This window comes from Streptomyces sp. NPDC053474 (genome assembly GCF_044544845.1).
In the GTDB taxonomy this organism is placed as follows: Bacteria; Actinomycetota; Actinomycetes; order Streptomycetales; family Streptomycetaceae; genus Streptomyces.
Genome location: NZ_JBITXV010000034.1, coordinates 17,966 through 34,471 on the forward strand (window position 1 = coordinate 17,966; position 16,506 = coordinate 34,471).

13 protein-coding genes are annotated in these 16,506 nt (G+C 73.3%); 6 read left to right on the plus strand and 7 right to left on the minus strand.

Annotated elements, in window-relative coordinates:
• Window positions 1-111 precede the first annotated feature (111 nt).
• Entirely contained in the window at window positions 112-1,314 is a 1,203-nt protein-coding gene (locus ACIG3E_RS40585) for a winged helix-turn-helix domain-containing protein (RefSeq protein ID WP_399626187.1), read from the plus strand.
• 129 nt (window positions 1,315-1,443) lie between these two features.
• Here ACIG3E_RS40585 and ACIG3E_RS40590 read toward each other — a convergent pair whose 3' ends face one another.
• The 7 genes from ACIG3E_RS40590 to mtnA form a co-directional block, all read right to left on the minus strand.
• A complete protein-coding gene (locus ACIG3E_RS40590) occupies window positions 1,444-2,187 on the minus strand; it encodes a response regulator transcription factor (RefSeq protein ID WP_030686988.1) in 744 nt (247 codons plus the stop codon).
• Window positions 2,188-2,384: 197 nt separating this feature from the next.
• A complete protein-coding gene (hpf, locus tag ACIG3E_RS40595; RefSeq protein ID WP_399626190.1) occupies window positions 2,385-3,077 on the minus strand; it encodes a ribosome hibernation-promoting factor, HPF/YfiA family in 693 nt (230 codons plus the stop codon).
• 315 nt (window positions 3,078-3,392) lie between these two features.
• Complete coding sequence (locus tag ACIG3E_RS40600; RefSeq protein ID WP_399626192.1) at window positions 3,393-4,292, minus strand: ComF family protein; 900 nt, start codon at window positions 4,290-4,292, stop codon at window positions 3,393-3,395.
• A gap of 200 nt (window positions 4,293-4,492) precedes the next feature.
• A complete protein-coding gene (locus tag ACIG3E_RS40605; RefSeq protein WP_399626206.1) occupies window positions 4,493-6,247 on the minus strand; it encodes an LpqB family beta-propeller domain-containing protein in 1,755 nt (584 codons plus the stop codon).
• Between the two features lie 73 nt (window positions 6,248-6,320).
• On the minus strand, window positions 6,321-8,489 hold the full coding sequence (gene mtrB, locus ACIG3E_RS40610; protein WP_399626193.1) for an MtrAB system histidine kinase MtrB: 2,169 nt from the start codon (window positions 8,487-8,489) through the stop codon (window positions 6,321-6,323).
• 1 nt (window position 8,490) lies between these two features.
• Complete coding sequence (gene mtrA, locus ACIG3E_RS40615; RefSeq protein WP_189176211.1) at window positions 8,491-9,180, minus strand: two-component system response regulator MtrA; 690 nt, start codon at window positions 9,178-9,180, stop codon at window positions 8,491-8,493.
• 4 nt (window positions 9,181-9,184) lie between these two features.
• Window positions 9,185-10,303, minus strand: a complete 1,119-nt coding sequence (mtnA, locus tag ACIG3E_RS40620) for an S-methyl-5-thioribose-1-phosphate isomerase (RefSeq protein ID WP_399626208.1) — start codon at window positions 10,301-10,303, stop codon at window positions 9,185-9,187.
• Window positions 10,304-10,686: 383 nt separating this feature from the next.
• Here mtnA and ACIG3E_RS40625 point away from each other — a divergent pair, with 383 nt between their 5' ends.
• From ACIG3E_RS40625 to ACIG3E_RS40645, 5 genes are read left to right on the plus strand one after another with little or no spacing between them, the layout of a single operon-like run.
• Entirely contained in the window at window positions 10,687-12,000 is a 1,314-nt protein-coding gene (locus ACIG3E_RS40625) for a hypothetical protein (protein WP_399626196.1), read from the plus strand.
• Between the two features lie 4 nt (window positions 12,001-12,004).
• A complete protein-coding gene (locus ACIG3E_RS40630; RefSeq protein ID WP_399626198.1) occupies window positions 12,005-12,784 on the plus strand; it encodes a DUF4129 domain-containing protein in 780 nt (259 codons plus the stop codon).
• The gene (locus ACIG3E_RS40635; protein WP_399626200.1) at window positions 12,781-14,064 is read left to right on the plus strand and encodes a DUF4350 domain-containing protein; all 1,284 of its coding nucleotides are present in this window, start codon (window positions 12,781-12,783) and stop codon (window positions 14,062-14,064) included. The genes ACIG3E_RS40630 and ACIG3E_RS40635 overlap by 4 nt, the downstream gene beginning before the upstream one ends.
• Window positions 14,064-15,044 carry an AAA family ATPase gene (locus tag ACIG3E_RS40640; RefSeq protein WP_374120637.1) on the plus strand — a complete coding sequence of 327 codons (981 nt, stop codon included), beginning with the start codon at window positions 14,064-14,066 and terminating at the stop codon, window positions 15,042-15,044. Before ACIG3E_RS40635 ends, ACIG3E_RS40640 begins: the two co-directional genes overlap by 1 nt.
• Window positions 15,044-16,354 (plus strand): DUF58 domain-containing protein, encoded by a 1,311-nt coding sequence (locus ACIG3E_RS40645; protein WP_399626203.1) that lies wholly within the window; start codon window positions 15,044-15,046, stop codon window positions 16,352-16,354. Before ACIG3E_RS40640 ends, ACIG3E_RS40645 begins: the two co-directional genes overlap by 1 nt.
• Window positions 16,355-16,506: the final 152 nt, after the last annotated feature.

The following is a 16,506-nucleotide window of genomic DNA, read 5'->3' on the forward strand; positions in this document are numbered from 1 at the left end:
CGGCAGCCCCCGGTTCGGGAAGGGGCGGGCCTGGGGCGCCTCCGCGAGGGCACCACCCGCAAAGGCCCACCCGGACTCCCGCTGTCAGACCCTCCCCCTATCGTTCCGACCATGACCGAGCCCACCCGCACCCCGCCCCCCGAGGCCACCCTCACCGCCGACGAAGCCCGCCGCCTCGCCCTCCGGGCCCAAGGCTTCCTCGGCGCCCCCGACCGCAGGGCAGGCGTCCGCGGCGTCCTCCGCCACCTGGGCGCGGTGCAGCTGGACACGATCTCGGTCCTGGCCCGCTCCCACGAGCTGATCCCGTACGCGCGCCTGGGAGCGGTGGGCCGCAAGCAGGTCGAGTCGGCGTACTGGGGCCCCGCGTCCCCCGGCGCGCCCGCGGCCCGGCCCCACGCCTTCGAGTACTGGTCGCACGCCGCCTGCGTCCTGCCCATCGAGGAGTGGCCCCACTTCGCCTTCCGCCGCCGCGCCTACCGCGCCCGTCCGCACTGGCACCACGACCTCCCGGACGGCGCGTACGACCAGGTCATCAAGCAGCTCCGCGCCGAAGGCCCGCTCACGGCCACGGAGTTGGGCGGCGCGAAGAACAAGGGCGAGTGGTGGGACTGGTCCGACTCCAAGATCGCGGTGGAGCGCGCGCTGATGTACGGCGAGGTGGTGTGCGTGGAGCGCCGCAGCTGGAAGCGGGTGTACGACCTGGCGGAGCGCGCCGTCCCCGACGACCTGCTCCACGACGACCTGGACGACCGGGAGTGCGTGCGCCGTCTGGTCCGCCTGGCGGGCCAGGCCCTCGGCGTGGGCACGCGCGCGGACATCGCGGACTACCACCGTCTCAAGGGCGAGCAGTTCGACGCGGTCGTGGCGGACTCCGGCCTGGTGCCGGTGGCGGTCGAGGGCTGGGACAAGCCCGCCTGGGCGGACCCCGAGGCCCTCGCGACGCCTCCGCGCGGCCGCCACCGCACCACCCTCCTGTCGCCCTTCGACTCCCTGATCTGGGAGCGGGCCCGGACGGAGCGGATCTTCGGCTTCACCCACCGCCTGGAGGCGTACGTCCCGAAGCCGAAGCGGATCCACGGCTATTTCGCGATGCCGGTCCTCGCGGGCGGCCGTCTGGTGGGCCGGGTGGACCCGGCGCGCGAGGGCTCCACGCTGGTCGCCAAGCAGGTGTCCCTGGAGGGCCCCAAGGCGGTTCCCGCGGTCGCTCAGGCGCTCCTGGAGGCGGCGGAGTGGGTGGGCTGCGACGCCGTGCGCGTGGAGCGCGTGGCGGACCGCCCCGAGCTGACGGCCGACCTGGTCCGCGCCCTGGGCTGACGACCACCCGGCCCGCCCCGGCCACGGCCCGCCGGGCAGCCACCGGGGCCGAGGCGGCCGCTGGGGCCGGGGCGGCTGCCAGTACCGGGCCGGTCACCGGCGGCGGGCAAGTCACCGGCGCCCGGCAGGTCAGCGGATTTCGAGGATCTTCTCCCGCATCGCGTACACCACGGCTTCCATCCGGGAGTGCAGCTGGAGCTTCTCCAGGATGTTGCGCACGTGGTTCTTCACGGTGTTCTCGGAGATGAACAGCTCCTTGGCGATGTCCCGGTTGTTCATGCCCGTGGCCACCAGCTTGAGTACCTCGAGCTCCCGGTCGGTGAGCCGGGGCGCGGGCACGAGCCGTCGCTCGTCCGTGCGCTGGATCATCGACTTGAACTCCGTGAGCAGCTTCGACGCCATCGACGGACTGATCTGCGACTGCCCGTCGGCCACCGCCCGGATCGCCGTGGCGACCTCGTCGGTGGAGATCTCCTTGAGCAGATAGCCGGTGGCGCCCGCCTTGATCGCGTCGTAGAGGTCGGCCTCCTCATCGCTGATCGTCAGCATGATGATCTTGGCGCTGGGGGCCACCTCCTTGATGGAGGTGCACGCCTCGATGCCGCCCCGCTTGGGCATACGCACATCCATGAGCACGATGTCCGGCAGCAGGTCCGCGGCCTTGTCCACCGCCTCCGCGCCGTCACCGGCCTCCCCGACCACCTGGATGTCCTCCTCGGCGGCGAGGACGATCTCCAGGCCGCGGCGGAAGAGCGCGTGGTCGTCCACCACGAGAACCCGGATGGGCTCCTTGCGCGGGGCGCCCGCGTCCGTGCCGATGCCGATGCCGTCCCCGGCATCCTCGTTCCGCATCGGTCCGAAGCTGTCCGCCATCGTTCCTCCCCCTGAAGGCCAGGGCCAGTGTCTTGCCTTGGCTGCACCAACCCTAGGCAGGGTCAAGCGGGTTGGGCTGTCGGGCCCATGATTCCATGCCCGGCGGCCGAGCCGTGCGCGCAGTGGGCGCACGGGGGTGCCCCTGGGGGCGCACACGCGCTCCAGGGGCACCGGCCTACGCGCTCCGCGAGGGGGCGTCAGCCGCCGAGGGCGCTGCCTCCGCCGGCCGACTGCGGCTGGGTGACCATGGGGTCCGCGTTGAGGTGGATCACTCCGTAGTCGTAGGCGTGCCGCCGGTAGACGACGCTCGGTTCCTTGGTCTCGGAGTCGATGAACAAGTAGAAGTCGTGGCCGACCAGCTCCATCTCGTAGAGCGCCTGGTCGAGTGACATGGGGGCTGCGACGTGCGTCTTCTCGCGGACCACGAGGGGGCCTTCGCCCTGGATCTCCAGCGAGCCGATCCTGGTGGTCGGCACGCCGTCGGGCTCTTCGTCGTGGGCCACGGTGCCGTCCCCGTTGAGATGCGCCGCGTCCGGCACGCGGTTGGCGACCTCGGCGGCGGTGAGCCTGCCGGTACCACGCCTGTTGTGGCGCTTCTCGTGCTGCTTGCGCAGCCGGGCTTCGAGCTTGGCGGTCGCCAGGTCGAGTGCCGCGTACGGATCCGACGCCGAGGCCTCGGCCCGGATCACGGGTCCGCGCCCGCGGACGGTGATCTCCACACGGTCGGAACGGTCGGCCTGACGCGGGTTGGTTTCCTTGGACACCTCGACGTCGAGGCTGATCACCTTGCCGTCGAGCTTCTGGATCTTGTCCAGCTTCAGCTTCTCGGCCACGTGCTTGCGGAACCGCTCGGGCACCTCGGTCTTGCGGCCCTTGACGACGATGTCCACGCAGAACTCCGTTCCCGGATCGCTCCGCCACCTCGGCGGGGCTTCTCCCTTTTGCACCAGACCCCGGGAACTCCCGGAGCCTCGGACTCGGTGACTTCCACCTCCTCCTCCCCCGTGGGCAAGATCTCCACCCACCGGCCCCGGGTGATTGCGGAAAACCCATGGACCGGCATTCCGATATGCGAGGAAGCGCTGTCCGCTGCTCCTCACAACCGAACATATCTCGCCCGGACGGATGTCGTCACCCTCTACTGCGGCGTACCTCCATTCGGGCGTCTTGACCCTCTCACTACCTGCAACGATGAAAGTTCTCAGTCAGTTCCGGTTTATTTCGAAGGAATCCGGTGAAGCCGCGACGACCGCCGCGCTGAGCGTCTTTGCGGCGCCCTTTGCCCCGGCCACCAGGGCATTAGCGGACGCGCCCACGGCGCCGTTCTGCTTACCGCGGCTTGGCTGGTTCCCTATCTGGTTCTCCGCCCCCTTCCGTGCCCCGGGGCCGGTCCGGTGTGCTCGGTCATCTCCTTCCCCGTCTACGCCGTTCACGCCACCCACCGCACGCACTGCTTCCCTGAGGGAGGCGCCGGTCGTCATGAGGTCGTCCACCACGACGACGTGCCCCGCCCCCCGCAGCAGCGGCCCCGCACCGGCCACCACCCCGAGCGCGCCCGACAGATTCGCCCGCCGCTCACGGGAGTTGAGGCCGGACTGGTCGGCGACCGGCCGCCGCTGCCGCAGCGCCCCGAGCACCCGCGCGGGCACCCCGTGGCGGCGCAGCTCACCCGCCGCGGCCAGCGCGATCCGCCGCACGGGGTCGTGCCCCCGCGCCCGCACCGCGCGCCCCGCGGACGGCACCGGGACGAGCAGCACGGAGGCCGCACCGACTCCCCCGGCGACCGCCCCACGCGCCCCGTCCGCGCCGCCGTACGCCAGCGAGGCCCGCACCGCGCCCGCGAGCGCCTCGCCGAGCGGCCCGACGAGCGCCAGCGCGCCCCTTTCCTTGTGTGCGAGCAGGACCGCCCGCACCGCTTCCTCGTACGCCGCCGCCGCGTGCACCACCGGCAGGCCCGGCGGCTCCGGCACCGGCCGTACCCTGCGCGGCGCGGCCCCGCACAGAGCGGCCCGGCACCGCGCGCACAGCGCCACCCGAGGCGTCCCGCAGCCTCCGCACTCGGCGGGCAGCACCAGATCCGTGAGGTCCTGCCACCACCCCCGCATGCCCACCACTGTGCCAACGTGCGGGCCGCGCTGCCACCCCTGTGGATAACCCCCTGTGGACAACCGTCCGCACCCCGTCTGGGCTGCGCCAACGCGCCTCTGTACCGACGTCCGCGCGCCGGGCGACGCGCCCGCCCCGGAGGCGCTCCGAGGGGCGCTCCAGGGGAGTTCTGGGGCGCCTTTACGCCCCCACAGGCACGTCACCCGGGATAGACCGGCCCCGTCCCGTCCTTGCCCACCGTCTGCCACTGCGCCCCCGACGGCAGCCGCACGATGCCGTCGTCCGAGTGCGCGAGCAGCGGCTGCGTCTCGTCCTCGGACGCGGCGATCTCCTTCACGCCCGTCAGACCGGGCAGCGTCGCGCCCGAGCGCGCCGAGCCGTCGCACTGGACGTACCGCATCTGCTGCACGCCACCGGACTCGCGGCCGACCACCACGAGGCGGCTCGGGCCCGCCCAGGACATGGCGGTGACCTCCTCCATCTGCGGGGCCGCCTCGCGCGGCTCGACGACGGAGATCTCCGGGCGCTCGCCCTTGCCGCCCGAGCGCTCGACCCGGCCGATGCGCAGCGACGTCTTGTCGCCCTTCTTCACGAGCAGCGCGATGCGCACGCCGTCGGCCGACACCCGGACCGCCTCGATGCGCCCGTCCAGGCCCGAGACGCCGACCTGCACCGGCTCGCCCGTGCCCTGGTCGAGCCAGAGGAGCCGCGGCCGCTTCCGGTCCCGGTCGGCCACCCACAGGTCGCCCCGGCCGTCCCAGCTGGGCGTGGACAGGCCCTGGTCCGGCGTCTTGCCCCGCGAGCGCAGCTCGGGACCGCCGAGCGCACCGCCGACCAGGGACGCCGTGTACAGCCGGTGCCCGTCGGCCGACACCCCAGCCGCGCGCACCTCGTTGCGCGACACCGCGACCGACTGCAACGCCTCCTCGGGCTGGCCGAACGGACCGGACACCGGCTCGGGCTTGGCGTTGCTCCCCGCGTTGCCCGGCATGCGCACCAGGCGCCGCTTGTCGTCGACGAAGTACTGGTAGGACGGTCGGTTCGTGCTGCGCGGCGACGCGACCGTCTCGGCGCGGTCCTTGCCGAGCACGCACAGCTGCGAGCCGCCCTCGCCCTGGAGCTCCACCTGCTCCACTCCGGAGGACGCCAAGTCCTGGAGGGTGAAGAGCAGTTGCGCGGCCATCTCGGTGCACCGCTCCTGGCCGACCCGGCCACCGCGCCCGCTCAGGGGCACGACCAGCTTGTTCTTGTCGTCGGGCGCCAGCGACTTGGCGTCCGGCGCGAGCCTCGTCCGGGTGTCGAAGCGCGAGTTGACCACCGGTTCGAGCCAGTGCGTCGGCCCCTCAAGCAGCGACTTCACCGTCTCCGTCAGCGGATCGATGCGCTGCCGTACGTAGATGGGGTCGGCGACGAGCGCCTTGGGGCCGCCGCCGCGGCTGCCCGCCCCGGGCTCGGCGAAGTAGTACTTGTTGACCGCTTCGTAGTTGCGCTGGAAGTCCGACTCGCCGAGCACGATGCCCTTGGGCAGCCGGTCGATGCGCCACGCGCGGCCGTTCTGCCCGCTCTGCTGCGACAGGTGCACGGTCTGCGCGTACGACTTCTCGTCGGGCACGTACGCGTGCTGCTTGTTCACCGTCGCGACCTGGCGTCCGGTCAGCGAGTACGTCCTGCCGCCGCCGCTGTCGTTGCCCAAGTTGTCCGCGACCGTGTTCGGGCCGTCCGCGAGGACCGTGGTGGAGTGCTCCGGGTCCCACGCCGCGGACGCTTCCTTCGTGAGGTACTTGCGGGCGATCGTGAAGTCCGGGTCGTCACTGGTCAGGGCCTCCAGGAAGCCCTGGACGATGTCCACGGCCCGCGCGTTCTCGGACGGCGGGATCGCGTACACGCGCACCTGGGACTGCGAGTCCGGGCGCTGTGACGCGTCGACCTTCTTCAGATTGCCCTCGTCGGGCATGGAGGCGCACCCGGCGAGCAGCACCGCGCCCGCGGTGAGCGCGACCCCGGCCCGCAGCCGACGCCCCTTCCCTTCAGCGCGCACGCGAGGCTCCCTCTTCCTCGTCGGCACCAGGGCCGCCGCTCCTGCCCGCACCCGGCCCGCCGCCACGGCCCGCTCCCGGCTCGTCGTCGTGATCCGCCTCGGGATCCGCCTGGTGATCCGCTGTCGGTGCGTACCGGTCCGCTCCCGGCTCCGGTACGTCGCCGCGCTGGGGCCCCGTCCGCTCGTCGCCCGGCACCAGGGGCTGGCGGGGCACCACGCGCGCGCCGTTGCCCGGCAGGGCCGTCGGGTCGACGTCCAGGGCCGCCGCCTGGGCGAGCCGGGGCGCGATCGGCGCCTTCGCGGGCACGGGCGGCGGCTGCTCCTGCGGCTGGTGCGGCACGGTGGCCCGCTTGCCGCCGCCCCCGCGCGGCAGGCCCGCGGCGTCCCGGTCGCGGTGGCGCCGCGAGTCGTCGGGCTCCAGGGGTATCGGCGAGCCCCGCAGGACCTCGTCTGCCGTGCGCGGCAGGGTGAGCCGGAACTGCGAGCCGCCGCCCGGCTCCCCCCAGGCCTGCAGCCAGCCGCCGTGCAGCCGCGCGTCCTCCAGGGCGATGGACAGGCCGAGGCCCGTACCTCCGGTGGTACGCGCGCGTGCCGGGTCGGCCCGCCAGAAGCGGCTGAAGACGCGGGTCGCCTCGCCGGGCTTGAGCCCGACGCCGTAGTCGCGCACCGCGACGGCGACCGCGCCGCCCGCCGCGGCGAGCTTGACGATGACGTCCTGGCCCTCGCCGTGCTCCACGGCGTTGACCACGAGGTTCCTGAGCACCCGCTCGACGCGCCGCGCGTCGGCCTCCGCGACCACGGGCTGCTGGTCGCCGACGACCCGTATGCGGGTGCCCTTGCGCTCCGCGAGCGGCTCGGCGCCGCCCACCACCCGGCGGACCACCTCCCGCAGGTCTATCGGCTCGGCCTCCAGGGCCGCCGCGCCCGCGTCGAAGCGGCTGATCTCCAGGAGGTCGGCGAGCAGCGACTCGAAGCGGTCCAGCTGGTCGGCGAGCAGCTCCGCGGAGCGCGCCGTGACCGGGTCGAAGTCCACGCGCGCCTCATGGATGACGTCGGCCGCCATCCGCACGGTGGTCAGGGGCGTGCGCAGCTCGTGCGACACGTCCGACACGAACCGGCGCTGCATCCGCGACAGCTCCTCCAGCTGCTGGATCTTCAACTGGAGGTTCTGCGCCATCTTGTTGAAGGCCTCGCCGAGGCGCGCGATGTCGTCCTCTCCGGTGACCTTCATACGCTCCTGGAGCCGCCCTGCGGACAGCCGCTCGGCGATCCCGGCCGCCATCCGTACGGGCGTGACGACCTGGCGCACGACCAGCCAGGCGATGGCACCGAGGAGCACCACCACAAACAGGCCCGCCGTCGCGAGCGTGCCGCGCACCAGGCGCATCGACTCCTCTTCCTGCGTCAGCGGGAAGAGGTAGTACAGCTGGTACGAGTCGCCGTTGAGGTCGTTGAGCTGCTTGCCGATCACCAAACCGGCCTGCGACGCACGGTGGTCGATGAAGTTGATGCGGGTGTTGCTCTGGTAGGCGAGCGTGCCGTCGCCGACCTTCTCGCGCACCTCTTCGGGCACGCTCTGGATCGGGTCGACGCCTCCGGAGGCACGCGGTCCGCGCACGCTGCCGACGTCACCCGTATTGGAGCTCAGCGTCACTACGTAGAACGCGTTCTGCCCACCGCTGGCGAGTTGCTCGGCCAGCTCCGACATCCACACGGCGGCGTTCTGCGCGGTGGGGCCGTCGGCGCCGTCGCCCTGCGGGGAGGTCGGGCGCGCGGAGTTGGCCTTCTCCTGGGCGACCTTGAAGCCGCCGTCGGCCTGGCTCTGGGAGGCATTGGCCTTCGCTTTGAGCAGGCCGTTGCTCACCGCACTCATGACGACGAAGCCGAGCAGCAGCACCACGCCGAGCGACATCAGGAGAGTCGTGACGACGACCCTGAACTGGATGTTGCGCCGCCACAGCCGCATCACGGGCAGCAGCGGACGGCGCACCCAGCGCGTGAAGAGCCGCAGCACAGGGCTGCCCTGCACCCCGCCCTGAAGCATCAGGCCGCTGTCGACGAGGGCCCCGAACCGGGACCCTCGCCGTGGCGGCCGCACAGTCCGCCCCGGACGCGCTCCCGGGTCGCCGGGCGCCGGAGCGGAACTGTCCTTGGACACGTCAGCTCGGTCCGGCCTTGTAACCGACGCCACGGACGGTCACCACGATCTCCGGCCGCTCCGGGTCCCGCTCGACCTTGGAGCGCAGGCGCTGCACATGCACATTCACCAGGCGGGTGTCGGCGGCGTGGCGATAGCCCCACACCTGCTCGAGCAGCACCTCGCGCGTGAACACCTGCCACGGCTTGCGGGCCAGCGCCACCAGGAGGTCGAACTCCAGCGGCGTCAGCGCGATGGACTGCCCGTCCCGCTTCACGGAGTGCCCCGCCACGTCGATGACGAGGTCACCGATGGCCAGCTGCTCCGGCGCGGGCTCCTCGGAGCGACGCAGGCGCGCCCGGATGCGGGCCACCAGCTCCTTGGGCTTGAACGGCTTGACGATGTAGTCATCGGCCCCGGACTCCAGGCCGACCACCACGTCCACGGTGTCGCTCTTGGCAGTGAGCATGACGATCGGCACCCCGGACTCCGCCCTGATCAGACGGCACACCTCGATGCCGTCCCGACCGGGCAGCATCAGATCGAGGAGCACCAGATCCGGCTTGGCCTCCCGGAAAGCCGCCAACGCCTTGTCGCCATCCGCCACGAACGACGGCTCGAAACCCTCACCACGCAGCACAATCCCGAGCATCTCGGCCAGTGCGGTGTCGTCGTCGACGACAAGGACTCGTCCCTTCATGCCTGACATCATCCCATTAGCTAATCGTTACCTGGCGTGACCTGGCACACAGCTCGGCAAGGGCCTCCGCCGTGACCGGCGACACGACGCCTTCCTCCGTGACGATGGCCGTCACCAACTCGGGGGGCGTCACGTCGAAGGCCGGGTTGTACGCCTGCGTCCCCAGCGGCGCCACCGGAATTCCGCCTCCCCCTTCCGCTCCCGACCCCGCGACGAAGGGGCCCGTGACCTCCGTCACCTCATGGGACGCCCGCTGCTCGACCTCGATGGAGGCGCCGTCCGGGGTCTCCGGGTCCACGGTCGTCACCGGTGCCACCACCACGAACGGCACGTGGTGGTAGCGGGCGAGGACCGCGAGCGGATAGCTCCCCACCTTGTTGGCCACCGAACCGTCGGCCGCGATCCGGTCGGCGCCGATCAGCACCGCGTCGACCTCACCGGCCGCGAACAGCGATCCCGCCGCGTTGTCCGTGAGCAGGGTGTACGGCATGCCGTTGCGCGCCGCCTCGTACGCCGTGAGCCGGGCGCCCTGGAGCAGCGGCCGCGTCTCGTCGACCCACAGCCTGCGCAACCGGCCCTCGCGATGTGCCGCGAGCGCCACCGCGAACGCCGTGCCCTCGCCGCCGGAGACCAGCGCCCCGGTGTTGCAGTGCGTGAGGACGCGGTGCCCGCCGCCGGGCAGCAGCTCGTCGAGCAGCGCCAGGCCGTGCACCGCCATCCGCGCGCTGGCCTCGGCGTCCTCCTGGTGCAGCGCCCGCGCCGCGGCCAGGGCGGCGCTCGCCGCGCCCCGCTGGTCCGCGCCACCGGCGACCGCGCCGCGGTACGCCGCCTGGGCCCTGCGCACGCCGTACGCCAGGTTCACGGCGGTGGGCCGCGCGGCGGCGAGCGCCTCGGCCGCCTCGTCCACGTCGAAGCCGCGGGCCGCGGCCAGCGCGACGCCGTACGCACCGGCGATGCCGAGCACCGGTGCCCCGCGCACGGCGAGCGTCCGGATCGCCTGCACCAGAGCGGGCGCGTCCGTGCACACCAGCTCCGTCTCCTCGCCCGGCAGCCTGGTCTGGTCGAGGAGGACGAGAACGGGACCCTCGGGTGGCTCCTCCCACCGGATCGTAGGAATCGCGGACGTCGCGGGCATCGCAGAGGCCGCGGAAGCCTCTGGGGTCTCTGGGGGCTCAGGGATCGCGGAGGTCGCGGTGGTGCCGGAGGGACCGGTGGGGTCGGAGAGACCGGGGATGCCGGAGGGACCGGGCGTGCCGGGCGCACCCGAGCCGCCGGGCATCCCCGGGGCGCCGCCGGAAGCCGCCGGGGGCGGTGTCGGCCGTACGTCCTCGCCGGATTGCGCGTACTGATCAGCCATCCGCCCAGTCTGCCCGCTACCCGTCGGACAATAGAAGGTGTGCAGCCCGGCCAGCACCCGGTCTCCGGGCCCCCGTGCCTGGTCCCCGGGCCACCGCCCCGTGGCACGATGGCAGGCAACCTGCCGCCGCGACCGCGGACGGGCACTGTGAAGGAGCGACGATGAACGACACTCCGGGCTGGGCCTCGCCCGGATCCGCCCCCTCCGACGGCCACGACTCCGGCGAACAGGGGCCCGAGGCCCCCCAGGACCAGCCGAGCGGCCCGTCCTCGAAGTGGTCCAAGGAGCAGCCGCCGCCCGCCCAGTGGTCCGCGCCCGGCACCCCCGGTCCGGCCCAGACCCCGCCCCCGCCCGCTCCTCCCGGCCAGGGCTGGGGCGGTGGCCAGGGCTGGGGCCAAGGCCAGGGAGGCGGCCAAGGAGGCCAGGGCGGACCCGGCGGCCCCTACCGCGGCTGGGGCGCCTGGCAGGGCCCGCCCGCCGCCGCCAAGCCCGGTGTCATCCCGCTCCGCCCGCTCGCCGTCGGCGAGATCCTGGACGGCGCGGTCTCCACGATGCGCACGTACTGGCGCACGGTCCTCGGCATCTCGCTGACCGTCGCCGTCGTCACCGAGGTCGTCGTCGTCCTGCTCCAGGGGCTCTTCCTCAACGACTCCGTCGACACCGACGCCCTGGACGACCCGAGCGCGACCGTCGGCGAGGTGACCCGCGCCCTCGGCGCCACGCTCGTGAGCAGCGGCGTCGTCCTGGTCATCACCCTGCTCGGCACGATCGTGGCGACGGCCCTGCTCACCATGGTCACCAGCCGCGCCGTGCTCGGCAGGTCCGTGACCACGGCGGAGGCCTGGCGGGACTCCCGCCCGATGCTGCCCAAGCTGCTCGGCCTCACCCTGCTCCTGCCGCTCATCGCGGTGGGCATCGTCGCGGTCGGCACCCTGCCCGGCATACTGATCGCCGCCTTCGGGGCCGGTGACGCCGGTGTCACCCTCGCGATCCTTGGCGGCCTCGCGGCCGGTCTCGTCGCCATCTGGCTGGTGGTCCGCCTCTCGCTCTCCTCCCCGGCCCTGATGCTGGAGAAGCAGGGCGTGAAGAAGTCGATGAGCCGGTCCGCGAAGCTGGTCGACCGCTCCTGGTGGCGGGTCTTCGGCATCCAGCTGCTCGCCGCCGTCATCGCGAACGTCATCTCGTCGATCATCGTCATCCCGTTCACCGTCATCGCGAGCGCGCTCAGCGGCGACAGCGTCTCCAACCTCCTGGACAGCGGTACCGGCGACGTCGGCTGGACCTTCCTGATCGTCAGCGGCATCGGGCAGATCATCGGCTCCATGCTCACGTTCCCGATCACCGCAGGCGTCACCGTGCTCCTCTACATCGACCAGCGGATCCGCCGCGAGGCCCTGGACCTGGAGCTGGCCCGCGCGGCCGGCGTCCCGGGCCACGGCGACTCCGACACGCCCGGTAGCACCCCGGGGAGCTGATGCGGTGACCCTGGCGGGGGCAGTACTCAACAGGCTCGGCACGGCCGTCCCGTCGTCCCTCCCTGGCTTCGGGACGCCGTCGCCGCGCACCGGCCTCAGGGCGGCCCTGTCGCTGCCGCGCACCGGCGACGAACCCCCGGTGACGGTCCCGCGCGACCCCGCGCGGGAGGCGGCCGAGAAGGAGCTGTCCAAGCCCGCGTACCACGAGAACGACCCGGGCCTCTTCCAGCGCGCCCTGAACCGCTTCTGGGAGTGGGTGGGCGACCTGCTCAACGCGGCCTCCGGGGCGGCCCCGGGCGGCGGGCTCGGCCTGGTCGTCATCGTGCTCGCCGTGGTCGCCGTCGGCGCGGCCCTGTGGTGGCGCCTCGGCACGCCCCGCCGCGCCCCCGCCACCTCGGCCGCCCTCTTCGACGACCGCCCCCGCAGCGCCGCCGAACACCGCGCGACCGCCGAGGCGCACGCCGCCCAGGGCCACTGGAACCAGGCCGTCCAGGAGCGGATGCGCGCCGTCGTCCGCTCCCTGGAGGAACGCGCCCTGCTCGACCCGCGCCCCGGCCGCACGGCGGACGAGGCCGCCGCCGAGGCCGGCCGCACCCTGCCCGCGCACGCCGCCGAGCTGCGCGCCGCGGCCCGGGAGTTCGACGACGTCACGTACGGCGGCCGCAGCGCCGACGCGGCCGCGTACCAGCGCATCGCCCAGCTCGACCAGACCCTGGAGCGCGCCAAGCCGGTGCTCACCACCGCGGCTACGACCCCCACCAGCTCCCCCGGAGCCCACGGATGACCGGCCCGACCCCCCACGCGGACGCATCGGGCGCCCCCGGAGGCTCCCCGTCCCGGACAGCCGCCCCGCCCGCCGAGGCCCCGGCGGAAGCGCCCGCAGGGACGTCCCTCGCCGCCACTCCGCGCCAGCTCTGGACCCGCACCCGGGGCATCGCCCTCGCGGTCGTCGTCCTCCTGGGCGCGGCCATCGCCATCGCCGCCGTCCGCTCCGGCGCCCAGCACGGGCGCCTGGACCCGCGCTCCGCCGACCCCTACGGCAGCCGCGCCGTCGCCGAACTCCTCGACGACCGGGGAGTGTCCACGCGCGTGGTCACCACCACCGAAGAGGCCCGGTCCGCCGCGGGCCCGGACACCACGCTCCTCGTGGCCGCCCCGGACCTCCTCACCGAACGCCAGCAGTCCCGGCTGCGCGCCGCCACCAAGGACTCCGGAGGCCGCACCGTCCTGGTCGCCCCCAACACCCTGTCCGTGTCGACGCTCGCCCCCGGGGTCACCGCGGACTCCGCCCGCAGCCTCGACTCGACGCTGTCCCCCGGCTGCTCCCTGCCCGCAGCCCGCCGCGCGGGCACCGCCGACGTCGGCGGCAACCGCTACGAGACGCTCGTCCCGGACGCCGATTCCTGCTACTCCAGCGACGGCCTGCCCAGCCTCCTGCGGCTGCCCGCCACGGCCGCCTCCGGGGACGCGAAGGGCGACACCGTCGTCCTCGGCGCCCCCGACATCCTCTACAACGACCGCCTCGACGAGCACGGCAACGCCTCGCTCGCCCTCCAACTCCTCGGTTCCCGCCCCCACCTGGTCTGGTACCTCCCCTCGCTCTCCGACGACGCCGTCGACGACAGCGCCGACGAGGACTTCTTCGACCTGATCCCCTCCGGCTGGCTCTGGGGCACCCTGCAGCTCGCCGTCGCCGCCGCGCTCGCCGCCCTCTGGCGCGCCCGCCGCCTCGGCCCGCTCGTCCCCGAGAAGCTCCCCGTCGCGATCCGCGCCTCCGAAGCCGTCGAAGGCCGCGCCCGCCTCTACCGCAAGGCCGACGCCCGCGACCGCGCCGCCACGGCTCTTCGCTCGGCCACCCGCACCCGCCTCGCCCCCCTCGTCGGCGTCCCCACCGCCCGGGCCCACTCGCCCGAGGCGCTCCTGCCCGCCCTGACGAGCCGCCTGCGCACGCCCGGCCAGGACCTGCACCCCCTTCTCTTCGGCCCGCCGCCCGGCGACGACGCAGGGCTCATCGCCCTCGCCGACCAACTCGACGCCCTCGAAAGTGAGGTACGTACTTCATGATGGACCCGACCACTGACAACGCCGGGAGCTCCGACCGCGCCCGCTCCTCCCTGGAGGCCCTGCGCACCGAGATCTCCAAGGCCGTGGTCGGCCAGGACCCCGCCGTCACCGGCCTCGTCGTGGCCCTCCTCTGCCGCGGCCACGTCCTGCTCGAAGGCGTCCCGGGCGTCGCGAAGACGCTGCTCGTACGCGCCCTCGCCGCCTCCCTGGAACTCGACACCAAGCGCGTCCAGTTCACGCCCGACCTGATGCCGAGCGACGTCACGGGCTCCCTCGTCTACGACGCCCGCAGCACGGAGTTCTCCTTCCAGCCGGGCCCGGTCTTCACCAACCTCCTGCTCGCCGACGAGATCAACCGCACCCCGCCCAAGACGCAGTCCTCCCTCCTCGAAGCCATGGAGGAGCGCCAGGTCACCGTGGACGGCACCCCGCGCCTCCTGCCCGACCCGTTCCTCGTGGCCGCCACGCAGAACCCCGTCGAGTACGAGGGCACGTATCCCCTGCCCGAGGCCCAGCTGGACCGTTTCCTCCTCAAGCTGACGGTGCCCCTGCCCGCCCGCGAGGACGAGATCGCCGTTCTGCAGCGCCACGCGGAAGGCTTCAATCCGCGCGACCTGCGCGCCGCGGGCGTGCGCCCCGTCGCGACCGCAGCCGACCTCGAAGCCGCCCGCTCCGCCGTCGCCAAGACGTCGGTCTCCCCCGAAATCGCTGCCTACGTAGTCGACGTTTGCCGTGCGACCCGCGAATCGCCGTCCCTTACGCTCGGCGTGTCACCGCGCGGCGCCACCGCCCTGTTGTCGACGGCCCGCGCCTGGGCCTGGCTGACCGGCCGCGACTACGTCACCCCTGACGACGTGAAGGCCCTCGCCCTGCCCACGCTCCGCCACCGCGTGCAGCTGCGCCCCGAGGCCGAGATGGAAGGCGTGACAGCCGACTCCGTCATCACCGCGATCCTCAATCACGTGCCGGTGCCCCGCTGATGGCCCCCACCGGCCGCGCCGCCCTCCTGGCGGCGCTCGGCACCCTCCCCGTGGGCCTCCTGGAACCCAGCTGGACCGGCATCCTGGCCGTCAACGCCCCGCTGGCCCTGGCCTGCGCCTGCGACTACGCGCTGGCCGCACCCGTCCGCCGACTCGGCCTGACCCGCTCCGGCGACACCACCGTGCGCCTCGGCGAACCCGTGGACGTCGAGCTCACCGTCACCAACCCGACCAAACGCCCCTTGCGTGCCGAGGTCCGCGACGCCTGGCCGCCCAGCAGCTGGCAGCCCGGTACCGAAGTCGCCGCTTCCCGGCACCGGTTGGACGTCCCTTCCGGCGAGCGCCGCCGTCTCACCACGCGCTTGCGCCCCACCCGCCGCGGCGATCACCGCGCGGACCGCGTCACGATCCGCTCGTACGGCCCGCTGGGGCTGTTCACCCGCCAGGGTGGCCACCGCGTCCCTTGGGCCCTGCGCGTCCTGCCGCCCTTCGCGAGCCGCAAGCACCTGCCGTCGAAGCTGGCCCGGCTGCGCGAACTCGACGGCCGCACCAGCGTGCTGATCCGCGGTCAGGGCACGGAGTTCGACAGCCTCCGCGAGTACGTTCCCGGGGACGACACCCGCTCCATCGACTGGCGCGCCACCGCCCGCCAGTCCGCGGTGGCCGTCCGTACCTGGCGCCCGGAGCGCGACCGGCACATCCTGTTGGTCCTCGACACCGGCCGCACCTCCGCGGGCCGCGTCGGCGACGCTCCCCGCCTCGACGCGTCCATGGACGCCGCGCTCCTCCTGGCAGCGCTCGCGTCCCGCGCGGGCGACCGCGTCGACCTCCTCGCCTACGACCGCCGCGTACGCGCCCTGGTCCAGGGCAAGGCCGCGGGCGACGTGCTCCCCTCCCTCGTGAACGCCCTGGCCTCAGTGGAACCGGAGCTCGTCGAGACAGACGCCCGCGGCCTCACCGCGACGGCCCTCCGCACGGCCCCCCGCAGCTCGTTGATCGTGCTGCTGACCAGCCTCGACACGGCCCCCATCGAGGAGGGCCTGCTGCCGGTGCTCCCCCGTCTCACCCAGCGCCACACGGTTCTCGTCGCGTCGGTCGCGGACCCGCACATCGCCAAGATGGCCACGTCCCGGGGCACCACAGAGGCGGTGTACGACGCCGCAGCCGCCGCCCAGTCCCAGGCGGAGCGGCAGCGCACCGTGGAACAGCTCACCCGTCATGGCGTCACGGTCGTGGACGCCACCCCTGACGCTCTGCCTCCGGCACTGGCCGACGCCTATCTCTCCCTCAAGGCAGCGGGCCGCCTCTGAGGCAGCCGCAAGAACCATGAAAGGAATGAGGGAAAGAGGCGGGCACAAAAAACGCAGCTGAACGCAGAAAACCCCCGTGCCATCCGGCACGGGGGTCCTCTTCAAAGTTTGTTCGGCGGCGTCCTACTCTCCCACAGGGTCCCCCCTGCAGT

Bases quoted from the DNA above. Each gene is read 5' to 3' on its own strand.
- ACIG3E_RS40635 (WP_399626200.1), top strand. From the start codon at position 12,781: ATGACCGGCCCGACCCCCCACGCGGACGCATCGGGCGCCCCCGGAGGC.
- ACIG3E_RS40625 (WP_399626196.1), top strand. From the start codon at position 10,687: ATGAACGACACTCCGGGCTGGGCCTCGCCCGGATCCGCCCCCTCCGAC.
- ACIG3E_RS40645 (WP_399626203.1), top strand. From the start codon at position 15,044: ATGGCCCCCACCGGCCGCGCCGCCCTCCTGGCGGCGCTCGGCACCCTC.
- mtrA (WP_189176211.1), bottom strand. From the start codon at position 9,180: ATGATGTCAGGCATGAAGGGACGAGTCCTTGTCGTCGACGACGACACC.
- ACIG3E_RS40590 (WP_030686988.1), bottom strand. From the start codon at position 2,187: ATGGCGGACAGCTTCGGACCGATGCGGAACGAGGATGCCGGGGACGGC.
- ACIG3E_RS40605 (WP_399626206.1), bottom strand. From the start codon at position 6,247: ATGCCCGACGAGGGCAATCTGAAGAAGGTCGACGCGTCACAGCGCCCG.
- ACIG3E_RS40585 (WP_399626187.1), top strand. From the start codon at position 112: ATGACCGAGCCCACCCGCACCCCGCCCCCCGAGGCCACCCTCACCGCC.
- mtnA (WP_399626208.1), bottom strand. From the start codon at position 10,303: ATGCCCGCGACGTCCGCGATTCCTACGATCCGGTGGGAGGAGCCACCC.
- ACIG3E_RS40600 (WP_399626192.1), bottom strand. From the start codon at position 4,292: ATGCGGGGGTGGTGGCAGGACCTCACGGATCTGGTGCTGCCCGCCGAG.
- ACIG3E_RS40640 (WP_374120637.1), top strand. From the start codon at position 14,064: ATGGACCCGACCACTGACAACGCCGGGAGCTCCGACCGCGCCCGCTCC.